This is a genomic window from Brevibacillus sp. HB1.1, from assembly GCF_013332445.1.
Taxonomy (GTDB): domain Bacteria; phylum Bacillota; class Bacilli; order Brevibacillales; family Brevibacillaceae; genus Brevibacillus; species Brevibacillus porteri.
Genome location: NZ_JABMIV010000003.1, coordinates 143,597 through 161,165, shown reverse-complemented (window position 1 = coordinate 161,165; position 17,569 = coordinate 143,597). Strand labels below are relative to the sequence as shown.

General features: G+C 47.4%; 22 protein-coding genes. 6 read left to right on the top strand and 16 right to left on the bottom strand.

Going from position 1 to position 17,569, the window contains the following annotated elements:
• Positions 1-65 precede the first annotated feature (65 nt).
• Positions 66-1,121 carry a DUF3048 domain-containing protein gene (locus HPY27_RS10655; protein WP_026043183.1) on the bottom strand — a complete coding sequence of 352 codons (1,056 nt, stop codon included), beginning with the start codon at positions 1,119-1,121 and terminating at the stop codon, positions 66-68.
• 176 nt (positions 1,122-1,297) lie between these two features.
• On the opposite strand from HPY27_RS10655, the gene HPY27_RS10650 reads away from it, so the two are divergent.
• Positions 1,298-1,999, top strand: coding sequence for a response regulator transcription factor (locus HPY27_RS10650; protein WP_017249777.1), 702 nt, complete (start codon positions 1,298-1,300; stop codon positions 1,997-1,999).
• Positions 1,996-3,405, top strand: a complete 1,410-nt coding sequence (locus HPY27_RS10645) for a sensor histidine kinase (RefSeq protein WP_017249776.1) — start codon at positions 1,996-1,998, stop codon at positions 3,403-3,405. The genes HPY27_RS10650 and HPY27_RS10645 overlap by 4 nt, the downstream gene beginning before the upstream one ends.
• Positions 3,406-3,438: 33 nt before the next feature.
• Here HPY27_RS10645 and HPY27_RS10640 read toward each other — a convergent pair whose 3' ends face one another.
• Positions 3,439-4,233, bottom strand: a complete 795-nt coding sequence (locus HPY27_RS10640) for a GNAT family N-acetyltransferase (protein ID WP_371814325.1) — start codon at positions 4,231-4,233, stop codon at positions 3,439-3,441.
• Positions 4,234-4,350: 117 nt separating this feature from the next.
• Between HPY27_RS10640 and HPY27_RS10635 the strand changes: the two genes are divergently transcribed.
• Positions 4,351-5,850, top strand: a complete 1,500-nt coding sequence (locus tag HPY27_RS10635; RefSeq protein WP_017249774.1) for an IMP dehydrogenase — start codon at positions 4,351-4,353, stop codon at positions 5,848-5,850.
• A 46-nt stretch (positions 5,851-5,896) separates the two neighbouring features.
• Here the strand turns inward: HPY27_RS10635 and HPY27_RS10630 are convergent, their stop codons facing one another.
• From HPY27_RS10630 to HPY27_RS10565, 14 genes are all read right to left on the bottom strand, one after another.
• Positions 5,897-6,988 (bottom strand): GerAB/ArcD/ProY family transporter, encoded by a 1,092-nt coding sequence (locus HPY27_RS10630; RefSeq protein ID WP_174224948.1) that lies wholly within the window; start codon positions 6,986-6,988, stop codon positions 5,897-5,899.
• Positions 6,989-7,025: 37 nt separating this feature from the next.
• Positions 7,026-7,259, bottom strand: coding sequence for a hypothetical protein (locus HPY27_RS10625; protein WP_017249772.1), 234 nt, complete (start codon positions 7,257-7,259; stop codon positions 7,026-7,028).
• 69 nt (positions 7,260-7,328) lie between these two features.
• Positions 7,329-8,531 (bottom strand): Ger(x)C family spore germination protein, encoded by a 1,203-nt coding sequence (locus tag HPY27_RS10620; protein WP_174224947.1) that lies wholly within the window; start codon positions 8,529-8,531, stop codon positions 7,329-7,331.
• 52 nt (positions 8,532-8,583) lie between these two features.
• Entirely contained in the window at positions 8,584-10,083 is a 1,500-nt protein-coding gene (locus HPY27_RS10615; protein ID WP_174224946.1) for a spore germination protein, read from the bottom strand.
• Between the two features lie 135 nt (positions 10,084-10,218).
• Entirely contained in the window at positions 10,219-11,193 is a 975-nt protein-coding gene (locus HPY27_RS10610) for an aldo/keto reductase (protein WP_017249769.1), read from the bottom strand.
• A gap of 76 nt (positions 11,194-11,269) precedes the next feature.
• Positions 11,270-12,076: a sigma-70 family RNA polymerase sigma factor gene (locus tag HPY27_RS10605; RefSeq protein ID WP_174224945.1), complete on the bottom strand. Its 807-nt coding sequence runs from the start codon at positions 12,074-12,076 to the stop codon at positions 11,270-11,272.
• Between the two features lie 22 nt (positions 12,077-12,098).
• Entirely contained in the window at positions 12,099-12,680 is a 582-nt protein-coding gene (locus tag HPY27_RS30105) for a lytic transglycosylase domain-containing protein (RefSeq protein ID WP_017249767.1), read from the bottom strand.
• Complete coding sequence (locus HPY27_RS10595; protein WP_174224944.1) at positions 12,674-13,249, bottom strand: dTMP kinase; 576 nt, start codon at positions 13,247-13,249, stop codon at positions 12,674-12,676. The genes HPY27_RS30105 and HPY27_RS10595 overlap by 7 nt, the downstream gene beginning before the upstream one ends.
• Before the next feature lie 4 nt (positions 13,250-13,253).
• Entirely contained in the window at positions 13,254-13,673 is a 420-nt protein-coding gene (locus HPY27_RS10590; RefSeq protein ID WP_174224943.1) for a hypothetical protein, read from the bottom strand.
• Between the two features lie 37 nt (positions 13,674-13,710).
• Positions 13,711-14,265: a sigma-70 family RNA polymerase sigma factor gene (locus tag HPY27_RS10585; protein ID WP_017249764.1), complete on the bottom strand. Its 555-nt coding sequence runs from the start codon at positions 14,263-14,265 to the stop codon at positions 13,711-13,713.
• Positions 14,266-14,330: 65 nt separating this feature from the next.
• Positions 14,331-14,579: a hypothetical protein gene (locus HPY27_RS10580; RefSeq protein WP_174224942.1), complete on the bottom strand. Its 249-nt coding sequence runs from the start codon at positions 14,577-14,579 to the stop codon at positions 14,331-14,333.
• A gap of 1 nt (position 14,580) precedes the next feature.
• A complete protein-coding gene (locus HPY27_RS10575) occupies positions 14,581-14,748 on the bottom strand; it encodes a hypothetical protein (protein WP_017249762.1) in 168 nt (55 codons plus the stop codon).
• Positions 14,749-14,839: 91 nt separating this feature from the next.
• The gene (locus tag HPY27_RS10570) at positions 14,840-15,100 is read right to left on the bottom strand and encodes a hypothetical protein (RefSeq protein ID WP_017249761.1); all 261 of its coding nucleotides are present in this window, start codon (positions 15,098-15,100) and stop codon (positions 14,840-14,842) included.
• 95 nt (positions 15,101-15,195) lie between these two features.
• Positions 15,196-15,450 (bottom strand): hypothetical protein, encoded by a 255-nt coding sequence (locus HPY27_RS10565; RefSeq protein ID WP_017249760.1) that lies wholly within the window; start codon positions 15,448-15,450, stop codon positions 15,196-15,198.
• A gap of 135 nt (positions 15,451-15,585) precedes the next feature.
• Between HPY27_RS10565 and HPY27_RS10560 the strand changes: the two genes are divergently transcribed.
• The 3 genes from HPY27_RS10560 to HPY27_RS10550 all read left to right on the top strand — a co-directional run bounded on the left by HPY27_RS10560 (position 15,586) and on the right by HPY27_RS10550 (position 17,546).
• Positions 15,586-16,017 (top strand): hypothetical protein, encoded by a 432-nt coding sequence (locus tag HPY27_RS10560; RefSeq protein ID WP_174224941.1) that lies wholly within the window; start codon positions 15,586-15,588, stop codon positions 16,015-16,017.
• A gap of 104 nt (positions 16,018-16,121) precedes the next feature.
• Positions 16,122-16,973 carry a hypothetical protein gene (locus HPY27_RS10555; RefSeq protein WP_017249758.1) on the top strand — a complete coding sequence of 284 codons (852 nt, stop codon included), beginning with the start codon at positions 16,122-16,124 and terminating at the stop codon, positions 16,971-16,973.
• Between the two features lie 168 nt (positions 16,974-17,141).
• The gene (locus tag HPY27_RS10550) at positions 17,142-17,546 is read left to right on the top strand and encodes a hypothetical protein (RefSeq protein ID WP_069847282.1); all 405 of its coding nucleotides are present in this window, start codon (positions 17,142-17,144) and stop codon (positions 17,544-17,546) included.
• Positions 17,547-17,569: the final 23 nt, after the last annotated feature.

Below are 17,569 nucleotides of genomic sequence, written 5' to 3'. Positions count from 1 at the left end.
TTTTAAGCACTAAAGCTTTAACAATTATCTTAGAAGAAACCGCCTTCATCCGCAAGCCCTAATCCTTACTGGAACTTGAGCGACTTCGACAGACCCGGTGAGGTCGACAATATCGCCACCCATGTATTTCCTGGCAAAAGCGGTGCCTCTTGCGTCAAAGCCGCGTCCTCATAGGCACGGATGACACCATTGCTGCGCTTCCATTTGACCTTGCGTGCTTTTCCTTGCTGGAATAAATAACCGTCCCCCGGCCCGATTACATCGACCGATAGACGCCCTTCTTTATCCAGCACGCGGTGTTTGGCGGAGATGACCAACAGATTGCTCGTGGACAACTGTTTCTTGTCGCTTAAGTCCAAATGCGGCTTGCCTGCCGTAAAGCGCATGTATTTCTTTTGCTCGGCATCATAGGTAAAAGCAGCTTTATTCAATGAGTGGAAGGTCAGATCTACCTGTGTTGCAGGCTCGCCTTCCTTGATCTCAGCGTCCTCCTTCAGGAAAGTGAAGTGAGGCACCTCTGCCGTTTGACGCATCCCTTTATCCTGCATCGCTTTTTCCAAGAGCTCTGGCTTGGTGTACAGGTTATGTGGCATTTTCCGGAATTTTTCTCGCCAAAAGTATTGACCGTTCGGAATTTCATCCAGATGGCTGTAGTCTTTTCTCGCCAAGGTTTCCAGCGCATCCGGACTGCCTCCTGCGTGCACGAGGACCGCATCAAAGCCGTTCCCGATCTGGATAAAATAAGGACGGATACTGCGGACAGGTCCAATTACTTCTGGTTTTTGGCTTTGGAATATCGCAAGAAAGCGGGTCATTTCCCCTTCTGACAATACCTCATAAATCATATCCGCTTTGTTGACGCCTGTTTGTGGACGGGCGGGCGGCGCGTTGTTGATCATTACCATGATCGGGCGTTTGCTCCCCAGGTTTTCGTGACTGCCAAGTCCTGTCATTGGTGCCTTATACGCATACTCGACGGGCTGATTCGTTTCCGGTGGCGTTTGCACAATCGGATCGGGTATCTGCGGACTAGGTTGGGTGTCCACCGGCTTTTGAGCGCAGGCCGTTGTTAAGAGCATGAAGGCTAGTACCATGAGAGACGATTTGACTGTTCGTTTCATATGAATCGCTCCTTTCCATCTCTCGTTGTCTTTTTTTCCCTGTTTCTTTTTCCAGAAGGATACAGGGGAATCCTGCTTCCACACGTTTTCCACGATTCTCATACGCCCGTGCCACACATCTTGTTTTTGGCTATGCTACAATAATGAAAAACAGATGCAAAGCGAGGCCACAATCTATGAATACCCCCTACCTCGTCTATCTGGTGGACGATGAAACAAACCTGTTGGAGTTGCTGCAATCGTATTTGCAAAGTGCCGGATTGCAGGTGAAAGCGTTTTCTAGTGGCAAGGACGTCTTGCCGTTACTTGATGAAGATACACAACCACATTTGTGGATATTGGACATCATGATGCCCGACATCGACGGCTATGAGCTCTTGCGTCTCATTCGTGAAAAATCAAATGTCCCGATCATCTTCATCTCCGCTCGCGATCAAGATGTCGATAAAATCATCGGACTGGAACTAGGCAGCGATGACTACTTGGCGAAGCCTTTTCTACCACGCGAACTGGTCATCCGTGCGAAAAAGCTGCTACAGCGCACCTATGAAAAGCCCGGTGCCACTGCTTCCTCTACCCAAACTTTCCAAGATTGGGTAACGGTTGATCCTTATATGATCTCAGAAAAAGGCAGACAAGTAAAAGAAGGCGACGAACTCATTGATTTAACCACAAAAGAATTCGAGCTCATCGTCTACCTTTTGCACAATCAAGGCTTGGCCTTGAATCGCGAGCAGATTCTGACCTCCATCTGGGGGGAAGACTACATCGGTTCAGACAGGGCTGTCGATGACTTGGTGAAGCGCATCCGCAAAAAAATGCCCAAGTTTCCATTGGAGACGGTCTATGGCTTCGGCTACCGAATGACACGTATATGAGCAAATTCCGACTGAAAAACCTGCCGATTTCCAGGCAAATCCTCATTTTGTTCATGATCCTGACAAGCGTCCTCGGGGTTGGCCTTGGCATCGGGTATCCACTGGCTGTCAAACAGTATCTGGTATCCAACACTTACACGCTCTTGGAAGAAGAGTTTTACACATTATCACAACATATCTCCTTCAACGAGCATAATGAGCTGCTGCCTGTTCCGGCTGCGGCCCCTTACTTTTTACAGCTCTTGCTCCAACGTTATGAGTACTCATTTGATATGATCGTCTATGCTGAGAACGGACGAGAGCTGGGCAGCCGAAGCAATGGCCGCATTCCCTACGAGGATGCCAAGGAGTTGTTCCGACAAGCCGCCTCGTATCCAAGCAACAAGCTCCAGCATGGTTCGCTGGACCGAGGAGCCGAGAGCTATTTGTTCGTCAGCAAAAAAATGGATTACCACGGCTTCCCCTACTACATGGTGCTGTTCTCCAAGGAACAGGAGCTCAACCAGATCAACTCGATTTTGACACGTCAGTTTTTGTTCATATTTGGTCTGCTGCTGCTCGTAAGCTGGTTGTTGGCCGTGTGGTTTAGCGGGTATTTGAGCAGACCGCTGCGCACACTTGAAGAGCTGTGTAAAAAAATCGCTCGTCGTCAGTTCGATATCCCGCTTACGATGGATCGCGGAGATGAGATCGGACAGCTCGCCCGCTCTTTCGATATGATGAAAAACCAACTGAAGGAATACGACGAGTCTCAGCAACATTTTGTCCAAAATATTTCCCATGAGCTCAAAACACCAATCATGGCGATTCAAGGATACACGCAAGGCCTCATCGAAGGCGTCTTTCAGGGCCCACAGGCTGAAAAAGGGCTTGCCATCATCATGGAGGAGAGCAAGCGCCTCGAAAAGGTCGTCGGACAGCTCTTGTATATCACGAAGATCGAGTCTGTCTCTCAAATGATGCAAGTCGACCGCGTCGACCTGTCAGAGATGATGCACCTGTTGAAGCAGCGTCTTTCCGTGCTCAACCCGCAAATCGAGTGGGAGTTAAATCTGGCAGCCGACTTGATCGTGGAGGGAGACGGCGAGCAATTGAGCACTGCGTTCGTGAATATCATGGAAAATCAACTGCGCTACGCCAAAAGCCGACTTACCATCACAGGGAGACACGCGGGAAAAAGCGTCGTCGTCGCGATTTCCAATGATGGGCCACCCATTGAGGAGGCGCTGCTGCCGAATTTGTTCCAGCGTTTCCGCAAAGGAAAGTCGGGCAAGCATGGGCTTGGACTCGCGATTGCCCGTGCCGTTTTGGAAGCACATAAAGGGACGATCGATGCCCGCAACGATCCAGATGGACCTTGCTTTACGATGATCGTACCCGTTGAATTTAAAGGCCGATTGAACTGATAGGAGGGGACACTTGTCCTCTCTTTTTCTATTCTAAAGGACAAATTCAATAAAAGCGTAGGAAGATACCGTGACAAAACCGAGCTTCTCATACACGTGTATCGCCGTGGGATTATCTGCAAAGACAACCAAATAGACATGATCAGACTTCTCCAAGCCAATCCGGGAAATATCTGAACTGATTTGCGTACCCAACCCCTTTTGCCGATGATGGACAGATGTGCCAATGTTCCCGATTTCGACGTAGGCTTCGTCATAGACATGAAAGCCGGCTACGGCCATTGGCTCTCCTCCTTCCGAAAAGAGCGCGATGTGTGGCATTTCTGCTACTTCCTCCGCCCGAAAACTAATCATCCCGAGCTCTGCCGCCATATTCTCCACGATCTGTGCTTCAGATAACTCCAGTATTCGTGATTCTCCCACAGGTAAAAGCCGTTCTGGATCTGCTAGTTTCATCAACCGCATGGTACGTGTGGCGAGTATATTCGGAATCTGTACGCGCGTCAGACAAGGCTCTGCGAGTGCAATCACGCCCTTTTGTCCATCTGGCAGGCTGCCATCTAACACTTCTTTCATATAGGAGAGCATCGGTTCCACCTCGTAATTTTCCTCCCCCTCGACCACATGGAGAGAAAATGCGTGAAACGGCATCCCTTTTAAGTAAGACCCGATAGCGGTTACTTCTCCTTGGACGCTGTCCGTTACGACGACGCTCCGATCCGTTCGCAAGTACATATTCCCGTATAAAATATACGAATCTTCTAACGAAATTTGTTCCAAAAGCTGGCGTTGTTCATGACCTGTTCGCAATTTTAGCAAAGAAATCACTCCTTCTACCGATTCCCTATTGACGTTGTCGTACATCGCGGTTAACATGGTAAAAATTTCTCTATTAAAGAGGCAGTTCAAAAAATGGAAACCAACATCACCTAGGAGGAGAGAATCGTGGCTTATTATTACACAGAACCATCTCGGACGTTTAATGAGTTTTTGTTGTTGCCAAATCTCACCACAAAAGAATGCAATCCGAACAATGTGGACTTATCCACTCCGATTACCAAGTATAAAAAAGGTGAAAAGCCTGCCATCTCACTAAACATACCGTTCTCATCCGCAGTCATGCAAGCAGTTTCCGACCATCATATGGCGGTCGCATTGGCTAGATGTGGCGGTATTTCGTTTATTTTTGGCTCCCAGTCTATCGAGAGCCAGGCAACCATGGTTCGCAAAGCAAAAGGCTACAAGGCTGGTTTCGTCGTGAGCCGCTCCAACCTGACACCAAGCCATACGCTGAAAGACATTTTGGAATTGAAAGAGGCGTCAGGCCACTCCACCGTTGCCATCACGGAAGATGGTACGGCAAAAGGTAAGCTGCTCGGAATCGTAACGGGTCGCGATTATCGCATCAGCCGCGACTCTCAGGACAAACTCGTCAGCGACATCATGACACCATTCTCGAAGCTGATCTATGGCAAATCTGGCATCTCGCTCTCCGAAGCCAACGACCTGATCTGGGAGCACAAGCTCAACTGCTTGCCAATCGTAGACGAAAATCAAAATCTCGACTTCCTCGTTTTTCGCAAGGACTACGATTCCCGCAAAAACAATCCGCTGTCCCTCTTGGACGCGAACAAGAGCTATATCGTAGGTGCCGGTATCAATACAAAGGACTACAAGGAGCGCGTCCCTGCGTTGGTGGAAGCAGGCGTTGATATTCTGGTCATCGACTCCTCCGACGGCTTCAGCGAATGGCAGCGCGAGACGGTTCAATATGTAAAAGAAAACTTCAATGTTCCGATCGGTGCAGGTAACGTCGTCGATAAGGAAGGCTTCCGCTACCTCGTGGAATCGGGCGCAGATTTCATAAAAGTAGGAATTGGCGGCGGCTCCATCTGCATTACCCGCGAACAAAAAGGAATCGGACGCGGCCAAGCCTCTTCCCTCATTGAAGTGGCAGCAGCTCGCGACGAGTACTTCAAGGAAACAGGCATTTACGTTCCGCTCTGCTCCGATGGCGGAATCGTACATGACTACCACGTGACACTGGCTTTGGCTATGGGAGCAGACTTTGTCATGCTGGGACGTTACTTCGCTCGCTTCGACGAAAGCCCGACAAAAAAAGTGAAGATCGGCAACAACTTCGTGAAAGAATACTGGGGAGAAGGCTCCAACCGCGCTCGCAACTGGCAACGCTATGACACTGGCGGCAAAAGCAGTCTCGTCTTTGAGGAAGGCGTAGACTCCTACGTTCCATACGCGGGCACCCTGCGCGAAAACATAGACCGTACCTTGAGCAAAATCAAATCGACCATGTGCAATTGCGGGTCGCTCTCCATCTCAGAGCTTCAGCAAAAAGCGCGAATCACCGTCATCTCTGCTACTAGCTTGGTAGAAGGCGGCGCACATGACGTTATCTTGAAAGAAAGCAGCATGGCTGCTGAGTAATACAATCGACGCGTAATCACAAAAAAACAGTCTGCGGCTCACAATGCTAGCAGACTGTTTTTTTTCTTAGGGCCCCCACACTCAGTAAGAGAACGGGCAAGAACAAACCGTACGTCAAGGAATAAGGCATCCAAATGTCCGAAACGAAAGAGTCAAAATACGGGCGGTTAGGCATCGTCGTCAATGCCAATACGATCATGATCATCCCCAGCGGAAGTGTCAAATGGCGGTAATCCCGCAGCCCCAGTGTATATGCGATTCCAATGTTCGTCGCATAATAGCAAATCGTAATTTTGACAAAGAGCGTAATAAACCAGATGACGGCCATCAACACTTCGATTCGCTCAAAAAAATTGCCGATACTGATTTTTTGCGCAAGTGTGTAGCTTGGGTAAGCGAGCAGTACGGTAATATCGGCACCCAAGACCAAGATAGCCACTGCGGTAATCATCGTCAGGAAGAAATTCGCAAAAAGGATGCCCAAGATATACGCTTTGGCCGCACGCGCTGGCCGTTTGACCAAGGGAAACATCACGATCAGAATGACCGTTTCCAGCAAATAACCCACGTACCTGAAGTTCCCCCCGAAAACAGGAGCAAATCCATGCGCAAGCACAGGCTTCACATTTTCTATTTTGATCTGGGGGGAAATAAATGCGATCAAGATAAAAAAAAGCAACAGAAAATACGGAAACAACAGCTCACTCACTCGAGATAAGGCTTCTGCTCCACTGCGGACCCCCATGACGATGATCACCAGAAAAAGGACAAGAATAATTTCAATGGGGGTCTCCTGCATAATCTGCGTCGTGACAAAATCGCCAATCTCCATCAGCATGAGCGAAGCGTCGATGAAAAAATAGCTGATGAACAACACAGCCACCGCTTTCCCCAGCCACTTCCCCAATATTTCCGCGCTGTACTGAAAGATCGACTTGTTCGGATACCGCATACTCAGCGAAACATACAGATAGGTTAAAAGAAAGCCTTCCCCCCACCCGATGAGGGCGGAGATCCAGGCATCTTGTTTGGCAGCGGTAGCAGTAAGGGATGGTACGTACAAAATCGCATCACCAATCCCAAAAAGCGCCACGAGTATCATGAATTGCCTTGCGCTAATATGGCCGTTGTCTAACAATTCCTCTCGCTCCCCCGCCTCGCTACTGGCTACTGCTTCATTCCACAGTTCCCAAAATGAAGTCGCTGAATGGTTTATAGACAAATGTGATCCAGTCCAACGGGTTCGGAATATTCGCCTCAAGCGATTCCGCTATGCCAAGTCCCGTCGCAACTACTAGCAAAATGAAAAAAACCAGCATTTCCCTTTTCATCGCGTTCTTTCTCAGATAAGGCACTTCAAAGAGGGCAATGAATAGGCTGATCAGCAAAATCAACATGATGGTCCACATGCTGTGCAGTGCACCTACTTTTTTTGCAGGATTACTTTTACCATTTCCATGGATGGAAAAAGTTATGCTCTACTCCTTTTTCATGAAAGGAATAAACGAATTGCCCACTTTTCCTGTCCGCCTGAGCTTCACGTCTGTTTTGATTTTCACTTTCAGGTTGGAGAATTGAGAATCCCAATCCTCTTTCACCTTTTCCCACCCTTTGGGGTCATTTTGGTAGATCGACTGCCCAAATCCAAAAACATCTGATCGGTATTGCTTTTGTGCTTTATGGATGGCGCTTACGATTTTGTTTCTGATCTGCTTTTCTACGTCAGCTTCCAATTTGTATATGGTTTTGGAATCGGACAAATCGATACGGCACGCCACCTCGCCCACATTGCCTTCTGCGGAAATGCTCACCTCTACTTGTGGTTTTCCTTTTTCCACCTTGCCTTTCACAGTTGTTTTGTTTCGGATGATCTCAATGACAATTTTATTGTTTTTGGTACAAGGAATTTCTTCTACTGTACTGTCCACTCTGTCCGTGATGTAGCTGAATCCGATGCTTTCCTCTTCGTTAAACCACCCCAGTAGCTTGTCTTCTTTGAAGACACCGATTTCGTGATACCTTAGCAGCGTTGACTGGCTTTCTTTTTGGGAAGTACCACTAGAAGTCCCCGTATGTACCTTCCCTTTCAGATTAACGCCTACCAACACTGGCTCGATCCCTTCCCGTAGCAAATCCGCAATAAATTCATCCAATTGAATGGAGACAATTGATCCCCAAGCACTCTCTGCCGTTTCCAAGCTTTTATAGAGCTTCGTCGCCGGGATTTTTTCCAGGGGGTCGATCATGCTGAGAATTTGTAGTGCTGTCGCGTCCTTGGCCAGAATGACATAAAAATCGGGCCGGACCTCATGATCGCGAAATAACAAATCCAGCACTTCCTTTGTCCCTTCTTTTGCTATCTGCTCCCCCAAAACCAGCACCTGGATATGGGAAAAGTAAAGCCTTCTCGGCGTTACCGTTGTCATTTTCCGGATTCCCTCAAAAATGCTTGATGCCCGCATGCTATAAGTCGCAACAGCTGATTGGCTCATCCCCCCGCTCTCCTTTGACGCTACCCCTCCCGGATTGACGATTTGGGCGGATATCACATACTCTCCATCAATCTTGTCGATACCCGTTCCCATGACGATTGCCAAATCATTTAATTCCCTGCGGTTCCAGCAGCCTGTCAATAAAACGAGAAGAGCCAGGGCCAGGAGGAACACTCCTTTTCGATTCATGCCTTCTCCACCTCGGCTATCGATTTATCATCACATCGGCACGATACTTGCGCTATATTTTACTTTTTCGTTCTCTGACGCTGTTTTTCTGGCGCAAAAAATGGGGACGCGTATGCATCATCCAGATTGGAAGCCGAATCAGCGTATCCTTTTGATCGGATAGATTCACTGGTGCAAGCGGAGCCATATAGGGGACACCAAACGAACGCAGGGTGCACAGGTGAATGCACAAAGCAATCATCCCCACAAATACGCCGATCAGACCAAAGCTGGCGGCCAGTGCGATCACCCCGAACCGCAACATCCGGATCGGAATGGACATAGAGAAGGAAGGGAAGACAAAGCTGGTGATCGCTGTAATGGAAACGACGATGACGGTAGCGGGTGAAACAAGCCCTGCCTGCACGGCAGCTTCCCCTAACACGAGTGCTCCCACGATGGAAATAGCTGACCCGACCGCCCTCGGCATTCGTACCCCCGCCTCTCGCAGCATTTCAAAGGTAAACTCCATCAACAGCGCCTCAATTGCTGCTGGGAAGGGCACGCCTTCACGTTGGGCTGCAATGCTCATGATCAGATTCGTCTGTAGCATTTCCTGATGGAAGGTCGTAACGGCGACATACAGGGATGGCGCGAGCAAAGCGATAAAGAAAGAGATAAGGCGCAAAATTCGCAGAATCCCAAAATCCGCACGCATGTAATAGTCCTCGGAGGACTGAAAGAATTGGACAAAGACAGCTGGGACCAACAAAACAATCGGTGTACCGTCCACCAGAATGGCGACACGCCCTTCCAACAGCCCGGCTGCCACCGAGTCGGGGCGCTCTGTATTGTAAATGGTCGGAAACGGCGTAAAGGTATGATCCTGAATCATTTCTTCGATGTTTCCGCTCTCCAAAATACCGTCAATCGTGATTTGCCCCAAGCGTTCTCGGACTTCTGTCACTACGCTTTCCTGCACGACTCCTTTTATATACATCATGGCGACTTTGGTCTGTGTCATGTCCCCGATCTGCATGGTCTCCAACCAAAGATTGCGATTATTGATCCGCCGGCGAACCAAAGCCGTATTGGTCCGGAGGTTTTCCGAAAACGCTTCTCTGGAACCCCGAACCACCGTTTGTACGGAAGTCTCCTGAACACCACGATCTTCCCACTGCTTCGTATTTGCGATAAAGCCATACGAATACCCATCTACCAAAATAACGGTATCCCCCGTCAATATCGCATCATACAAATGGTCAAAGTCATAGACCTCTTCCACTCCACCGATCGTGAGCAAGAAGTCCTTCATCAGCATCAACGGATTCGCTTCTACGGGGAAGTCCTCTTTCCTGGCATGAAGCATGAGAGACTCCATGAAGCCGCTAATCATATTTTTGTCGACCAGACCCTCGGTGTATAAAATCCCCACCTGCATCTGATCGACAGCCTCCAAACGCACTTGGCGCGTCACAAGATCCGTGCTGTTGCCGAGCTCTCGCTTCACCTTTTCCAGATTTTCGTCCAACGAGTAAAGGAAGGGCGCAGCTTGTTTTTCTGTATGGATCATTTCAAATCACTCTTTTTCCAGTTCGGGATATGTTTACTATCCCTCATGGCTCTGGGGTCTATGCTGAACACAAAAAAGCCCCCTATTCTAGGAGGCTTCGGGACTGGTCATATTATTCGACAACTGTCATCATTGTTACGGCAAACGATATACGGCAAATGGTTCCCCGTTTCGGTACGTGTCACTCAATCGGTCCAGCTCTGCCAAGGTCGCTGCATCCAGCGTCAAAGCTGCACTTTGCAAATTATCCGTTAGCTGTTCTACACGGGTCGCGCCCACGATCACCGAAGAGACAGCCGGCTTGTGCATGAGCCAAGCTAAGGACAGCACACTGGAGGATACACCAACCTCCGCCGCTACCTGACTGATTTTGCGTCCAAACTCCAGCTTGTCTTCACTCAGCAACCGCACGAATCGCGGCTCCTTGTCCGCCCGCGAACCAGCTGGGGCCTGTTCTGCGGAGGTATATTTGCCTGTTAAAATGCCGCCAGCAAGCGGGAAGTACGGAATGATCCCCACCCCCTGGTCCAGACAAAGCGGTACGAGTTCACGCTCCGGTGTCCGATCTGCCAGCGAGTAGCTGACCTGCGTCGATACGTAACGATTCAGCCCTTCCCGCTGACTGATGCCAATTGCCTTCATCAATTCCCAAGCCGCATAGTTAGAAGCCCCGATGTAACGCACTTTCCCAGATCGAACCATGTCATCTAGTGCGCGGAGTGTTTCTTCCAAAGGCGTCTCTGGATCAAACGTATGAATTTGATATAAGTCCACATAATCGGTGCGTAAACGCTTCAAGCTGTTCTCCAGCTCCAGCATCAGGTGGTAACGCGATGAGCCTCTCTGATTCGGTCCTTCGCCTTTTACCAGACCAGCCTTCGTCGCCAAAACGACCTCGTGCCGCTTTCCTTCTAGCGCCAGCCCGATGATTCGCTCCGATTCTGTTTGCGTGTAAATATTTGCCGTATCAATAAAAGTAATCCCGCTTTCGATTGCGGTATGAATGATGTTTACAGACGTTTGCTCATCCGCACGCCCTCCAAATGAGTTCGTGCCTAATCCCAATGCTGATACCTTCAATCCACTGCCACCGAGTCGGTAGTATTTCATATTGTGATCGACCTCTTTTCATAATAGGAGTGCTCTTCCATTATCTCCTACTTTGGGTGGGGATTGAAAAATAAGATTAGGAAAGTTTATTTTTCGAAATATTCTGAATTTTTTTCATGGTTCTTGATACACACATTTGGGATACCTTTAAAAAATCTGCTGTTTGTGTCTGATTATAGCCTGCCATCCTTAATTGCAGGACTTGCCATTCTTTTGATGAGATTTGATTTTGCAGTTGCGCAAGCATTGCAGCAACATATAGCTTGTCCAACACATATTCTTCCACGTCTCGTCCTTCGTCCTTCAAGACATCCATAGCGGTGGCAGCTTCATTGCCCGAAGCGGATGCCTTCAGGTGTGGCTCCTGTAAATACTTCACAGGTCTCCCGACATCCAGCGCTTTTTTGATCTGTTCCACAGATTCCCCCAACAGTTCGGACAGTTCTTCCATTGTAGGGAGATATCCCAGGTCTGCTTCTATTTTAGTTATCTGTTGGAGAATCGTTGTTGCCGTTCTAGTCGGCCGTACAATATGTCCGCTATCTCGAAAAAAGCAGTTGATCTCCCTCACAATTGTGATGACGGCAAAGGACGAAAACTTCACGCCTCTTGCTATATCAAAGGCTTTGATGGCCTTGATGATTCCCATTCTCCCCAATTGCAAGATATCCGCTTTTTCCAAGCAATATTGCTTCACTAATGTCTCTGGCTTTCCGATATATTTGTGCACAGAATGCCAAATGAGATCTTCATTTGCGAGTATCACTTCACCCAGATACTCACTGTCTTCCTTGCAGCGGCGAATATTCTCCATGTTATACAAGGAGTATTGTTCTTTTTCCTTGCCAACTCTTTGTTTTACGAACATGGCATGCTCACTCATAATACCTCCTCCCAGCCTATCTTCATGATTCTCTTAATAAGCCGTTCATTTTTTGGTAATGGGTCATGACTTTTGTATAGTAGCCATCGTGATAACGATTTCGGTCGACATTTCCCTCGCCTTGGTTATAGGCGATGATGCTTAAACGAAGGTTTCCATATTTCTTTTGCAAGAGATCCAAATACTTGATACCTGTTTGTAGATTGGTCACGGGATCAAACAAGTCATCAGGATGAACTCCCAGCCCGCTTCCTGTACGCGGCATGATTTGTAATAGTCCTCTAGCGCCCTTGCCAGAGATCGCGTCGTGCTGAAAACGGCTTTCCTGCCAGATCATCGCCATGATCAAAACCGGATCTATTTCGTATTGCTTGGATAATACAAAAATTGTTTCTGTATAAAGCTCGACTGTAGCAATATCCAGTCTCGGTGCAACCTGTGTGATTACGTTTGCAAGCTCCCTTTTTGTACGCAACTGCCTATCTGTGTCCCTGGCCATTTTCACCACAGGATGAATTTCCAACAGCCCCTTTTCCACGGCTGGCCCTACAACATTTGCGGGAATGAACACTGCGGCAACAATGCCGATTAGCTTTGTTAGCACGTAACTCGCTTTTTCAGATGTAGCTGATGGACTGCTTGCAGAATGTTTTTCTGCATACTTTCCACCCCGATTGCCGTATCCAGTGTATGTACTGATCGGCGCGAAGCATGGGCAAGGGAAAGATAGGCTTCCTGCACCTTTAGCAGCATGGCATTATTCGCATCTACTTCCGTTCGCAGAAAAAAGGTTGCATCGGGCCGCTTCGTCAAATCACTCATCGTGGCATACCAGGAAAGAGGAGTATCCTTCATATAGAAGTAGTAATAATTGGACAGTTCGTAATGATCAATGATGATGAAGTCGACGTTCTCCTTCGAAATCCGCGCCATCTCTCGTTGATAGTCCAGAAAATCCGCTTCAAATAGCTTTCCTACCGCTTTCTCATCCAGTTCAATTTCGCAGCGAAGCCACATGCCAATGACCGCTCCGATTGGGGTATCTAAACGCGGAAACGTTACTCTTTTCACTTTATATCCGAGGCCTCTCAAATTTTCTTCTAGCAACGCCGCTTGGGCTTCCTTCTCATTGGCGTCAATTCCTTCGAAAGCGACAATCATGGGCTGTCTCATGGCACTAGATCGTCTCCTCATTTGTCGAGATTTCCTCTGCTGCTTCACGAAGCTTTTTCTCTGCTTCAAGCTCAGCAGCCTGAGTAGCCAGATGGTCTGCTAGCATTTGCTCGAATTCTTCCTTTGTAATCTCATATATCTCGGATTGGAGTAGGTTCACCGTGTATCCCATACCGTCGGTCAGTAAAAAGTTTGTGTAGGTCAATGGCTCCTCACGAAACTCCTGCTTTTCGTAATCGAAGGCAATGACTGCTTTTTCAATGCCCGCTACGCAACCGCCGAACCAAATATTGACCTCTTCTTCTCCACCCTCGGCTGTAGGTGTTGTATGCATATTGGTCGGAACGTGTACATATTTTCCAATGACCTGGTGGGAGAGCTCCTCTGTCAATTCCTCATTCATCTTTTTCAACAAAACTGCCATGCTGGATCATTCCTTTTCATCGATTATTTGTGTATGTCTACAGCTCACCGTACTGCTTCAAAATCGCCTTGATGATTTGACACACTCTTTCCTTGCTGATGTTGAATTTCTGACCAATTTCCTCATGGTAGTAGCCTTCACTTCTCATTTGGAGAATCAGCTTGTCTCGCGTGGACAGCTTCATATACTCCATGATGTCGATCATCATCTCTACTTCCTCATATCGAAACTCCTCACTCGGAGCAGCAATACGGCTGATCATCGTTTCCTCTTCGTTCTCATCTCCACCAGAGACAAGAACTGCATTACTGTTTGTCAGGTTTTTTTGCGTGCCGGCTTTCCGCAAGCAGTCACGAATTTTATTGGTAATCACATGATCGACAAAGGTAGTCACTCTGGCTTTTTCCTGGTCGTAATCCTTCATCGTGCGATACACCTTTAAGAGAACCTCCTGAACGACATCATCATGGGTCATTCCAGCAAACGTCATCCCGGTCAGCTTGGCTTCACAGTTTTCTTTTGCCTTCTGCAAAAAATCATCGACTTTCCCTTCGAAAAATAACTCGTCCATTTGGTGAAGTTGATCTTTCATACTTCTCCCCTCCTCATGCTCCTATTCACAGTGGCTCTATCACACTAGGTAATTTGAGGAGAGTTTTAGCAACCAGTTTTCAAAATTTTTTTCGGACAAGTTTGCAAGGTACCAGCCGTGAATACTTTTCCATTCAAAATCTTCCATGCGGCGCACTGACGCTTGATGTACCATTGGCAATCGCGGCAAATGTCATGAACCACACAACGACAAGTCATGGGCACGACATCTTGTTCCTTTGCTGACATCACGATGTCATTGACTGTCATTTTCTTCTGGCAGACTTTTTCATAATCACATCCGTGACAGGCCATGCTACCCACCGATCCTGACGATCCCGATTCCTTTTAAGGACTCTGGGTTCACTTGAACATGCTCGCGAAAGAACTCTTCCAAAACGGCTATCGGGGTGTCTTGGGTCGACGTATATTTCATGACCTGCACCTGCTCTCCATCTGCCGAAAAACTAATCTGATATAACATGGTTTCTCCCCTCCTTTTGCCTCTTGTCGAATCTATACGAAGCGATTTGAGGTGAATTAAGCGGATTTTGAAAATAAAAAAAACCAGCCGTTTATTCCAGCTGGTCCTCTACATATAATTCCTCTATCATTTCCTCTGTTATATTCATCTTTCCAAATTCCTGACAAACTTTTTGAAATCCAAACAGCAAGGAATCGTTTTCTGTGAAAACCTCGTTCAGATCCATTCCCACCATGCCAAACGCGTCACTAAGCTCCTCCCAGCCTTCGCGATCGATATCCTCTCCTAGCAGAAATTCAGCTAATGCAGAAATAATCACGACATACAATACAGCTTTTTTGGAATCTCTCATTCTTATCCCCTCACTTCTTTCTCGTTTGAGATAGAATAGACAGTTTCGAATGAGTTTTCTCTCTACAAAAAGAAAAAGCCCGCTTTTTTACGAGCTTACTTTACATCTGAGATTATTTTTTGAATCAAACTTTCATCAATCAAATGGCTGGCTACTGTCAATGCCTTTGCCATTCGTTCCTTATCTCCATCAAAAACCTCGTGGATAATGTGACGCACACTTTCTTCATTCAGCATGAAGTTCTTGGCCATCGCCATAATCCCAACAACGGCTTCATGATCTTCGAGCGCTTTCGCAGAAACTTTTTCCTTCGTTTGTTGAATGATGATTTGTATCCTATCACTTCGCAATGTTATGACCTCCTGGCTTTATTTACGATCGAATATGTATTTCAAGGGAGACATCTTCCCCATCTGTCTAACCTATGAACGTAGAAGGAGCACATTTTGTTCCAAAAATTCTCAGAAAAAGGGGGTGAATCATTCGTGGTTGTCGACCTCTATCATCATCTCTATGAATTACTGTCTACGGATAGTCAGGTGCTCGCATTACTCGGCATTGCTCCAGACGACAAGGCCTCCCTATCCAAGCAGATTATCAAGCGAAGAAAGCTCGCCGTGCTATCTGATGTTGCGAAGCCTCTCCTTTCCTTCTACGCAACTTCCGGAAAGCGCGACACCGTTAATCCCCTCCTTCTCACCAGCTTCTTCCGATTCGATGTGATCACGCCTGGTGATATCGAGCTGGCGCATCAAATCGCGAACCATCTTTTCCATCTCTTAGACGGCAAAAGCTTATCGATGAATGGAATAGAAGGTTTGGACACGTATGTCGTTTCCCAGCAGGAAACGGATATGGGTCATTCCTCTGCGTACTGCTTCACACTGATCACGAAGTTTACTTTGCAAGTTTGTTAGACATTTCAAAACCCCGTCTATCCTATGACAAGCTGATCGAGGTTCCCTTTCCACACGATTCAGCAACAGCACCCAAATCCCCTATTTTGAAGGAGTGACTTTCATTGTCTAAAAAAATGATTATCAAAGGTGTCGGTCAATTTCTTGCCAAACGCGCTTCCAAGGATGGAAATGGCGTCGAAGTCATTACGCTTGGTAATATGCAGGACTTGAAAATTGACATGAATGTTGAAATGGAGGATATCTTCGGCGGCGATGGACTCTTCGCCATTGATACTCTCGTTAAATCGAAAAGCATTGAGATTACCGCAACGGATGCCAAATTTGATCTGGCCGCACTTGAGCTCATGATGGGCTCCAAGCTGCAAGAGCAAAAGAGCGACTATGTGTATGTGCTGGGTGAGCAGAAAGCAATCAAAGCTGGCAGCCTGGATCGATCTGCATCCACTGGCGACGCTGGTGTTTGTGAAGTTGACTTTGGCGGTACCCTCTTCAACGGCGGCGGATTTGCTGTTCGTCTGAAAAATAGCAATCGTCTTTTGAAACAAGTTAGCTTGAGCACGTCTGCTGCTCCAAAAGCTGACGAATTCATGGTGGATACTTTCAAAGATGGCAGTGAAGATAAAGCTCGTCTCATCTTCTCGCCTGCCCTGCTCAATGAAGATGTGGTCTTCAACTATCAGCGAACAGAAATCGTAGATGTAGTCGATATTTTGATGGATGAAGTGCCATTCCCTGTTCATGTCGTCCATCACGGCTCTTTCCTGCAAAAGGACGGAACCTATGCAGGTATTGAAACAGAGCTGTTCTCCTGCATGGCAAAAGGCAGCTTCTCGATCGATGCGGCACGCTCCACAGCCAGCACTTCCGCTATTTCCTTGTCCGTTATCGATCCAGAGCGAGCAGATGGCAAGCTAGGTAGTGTGAAACGCTTCGTATCTAACAAAAAAGTGTAAATCTTTCGAGGTTAAGCAGGCTGAGTGGAGAGCATCATGCTCTTCGCTCTTGCCTTGCTCTTTTAAAAAGGGAATAACTTACAACGAATCATAGCGAACGAAATCACATTCAGCAAGTGGATAAATTTTACTGATGATTTCTCGGATAGTACAAGGAGGGATTTTTCCATGCTAAACCACCAAGAAGATCTGGAAAAAAAACACGCAGAGATGATGAACCAGGAAGCTGTAGAGCGTATCAAAAAACAGCAGGAGGCTGATCTGGTAGAAGCTATTTTCTTTGAAGATGATAGTGAAATCATGCTGCGTGACGGCAAAACCTATCGGATTCCGCCTGTGACCTTAAAAGACGCCCGCATCCTGATGAAAAAGCTGGGAACCGTCCATATCGACGCAATTATCCTAAATTTTCTCCCCTATGAAAACAAGGAAGAAGATTTATTCGATATCCTACTTCTAGGCTTTCGCAACTACCCTATGGTCACTCGCGAGTACTTGGATGAACATTGTGATTTGGAGACGGCCAAAAAGCTTATTAACATTCTCATTGGTCTAAACGGCTTAAAAAAGTAGAGAGTGGCGAGGGTGACAGTTCC

Coding starts and splice junctions, on each gene's coding strand:
- HPY27_RS10655 (WP_026043183.1), bottom strand. CDS start 1,121: ATGAAACGAACAGTCAAATCGTCTCTCATGGTACTAGCCTTCATGCTC.
- HPY27_RS10650 (WP_017249777.1), top strand. CDS start 1,298: ATGAATACCCCCTACCTCGTCTATCTGGTGGACGATGAAACAAACCTG.
- HPY27_RS10645 (WP_017249776.1), top strand. CDS start 1,996: ATGAGCAAATTCCGACTGAAAAACCTGCCGATTTCCAGGCAAATCCTC.
- HPY27_RS10625 (WP_017249772.1), bottom strand. CDS start 7,259: ATGTGGACCATCATGTTGATTTTGCTGATCAGCCTATTCATTGCCCTC.
- HPY27_RS10620 (WP_174224947.1), bottom strand. CDS start 8,531: ATGAATCGAAAAGGAGTGTTCCTCCTGGCCCTGGCTCTTCTCGTTTTA.
- HPY27_RS10615 (WP_174224946.1), bottom strand. CDS start 10,083: ATGATCCATACAGAAAAACAAGCTGCGCCCTTCCTTTACTCGTTGGAC.
- HPY27_RS10610 (WP_017249769.1), bottom strand. CDS start 11,193: ATGAAATACTACCGACTCGGTGGCAGTGGATTGAAGGTATCAGCATTG.
- HPY27_RS10605 (WP_174224945.1), bottom strand. CDS start 12,076: ATGAGTGAGCATGCCATGTTCGTAAAACAAAGAGTTGGCAAGGAAAAA.
- HPY27_RS10595 (WP_174224944.1), bottom strand. CDS start 13,249: ATGAGACAGCCCATGATTGTCGCTTTCGAAGGAATTGACGCCAATGAG.
- HPY27_RS10590 (WP_174224943.1), bottom strand. CDS start 13,673: ATGGCAGTTTTGTTGAAAAAGATGAATGAGGAATTGACAGAGGAGCTC.
- HPY27_RS10585 (WP_017249764.1), bottom strand. CDS start 14,265: ATGAAAGATCAACTTCACCAAATGGACGAGTTATTTTTCGAAGGGAAA.
- HPY27_RS10580 (WP_174224942.1), bottom strand. CDS start 14,579: ATGGCCTGTCACGGATGTGATTATGAAAAAGTCTGCCAGAAGAAAATG.
- HPY27_RS10575 (WP_017249762.1), bottom strand. CDS start 14,748: ATGTTATATCAGATTAGTTTTTCGGCAGATGGAGAGCAGGTGCAGGTC.
- HPY27_RS10570 (WP_017249761.1), bottom strand. CDS start 15,100: ATGAGAGATTCCAAAAAAGCTGTATTGTATGTCGTGATTATTTCTGCA.
- HPY27_RS10550 (WP_069847282.1), top strand. CDS start 17,142: ATGCTAAACCACCAAGAAGATCTGGAAAAAAAACACGCAGAGATGATG.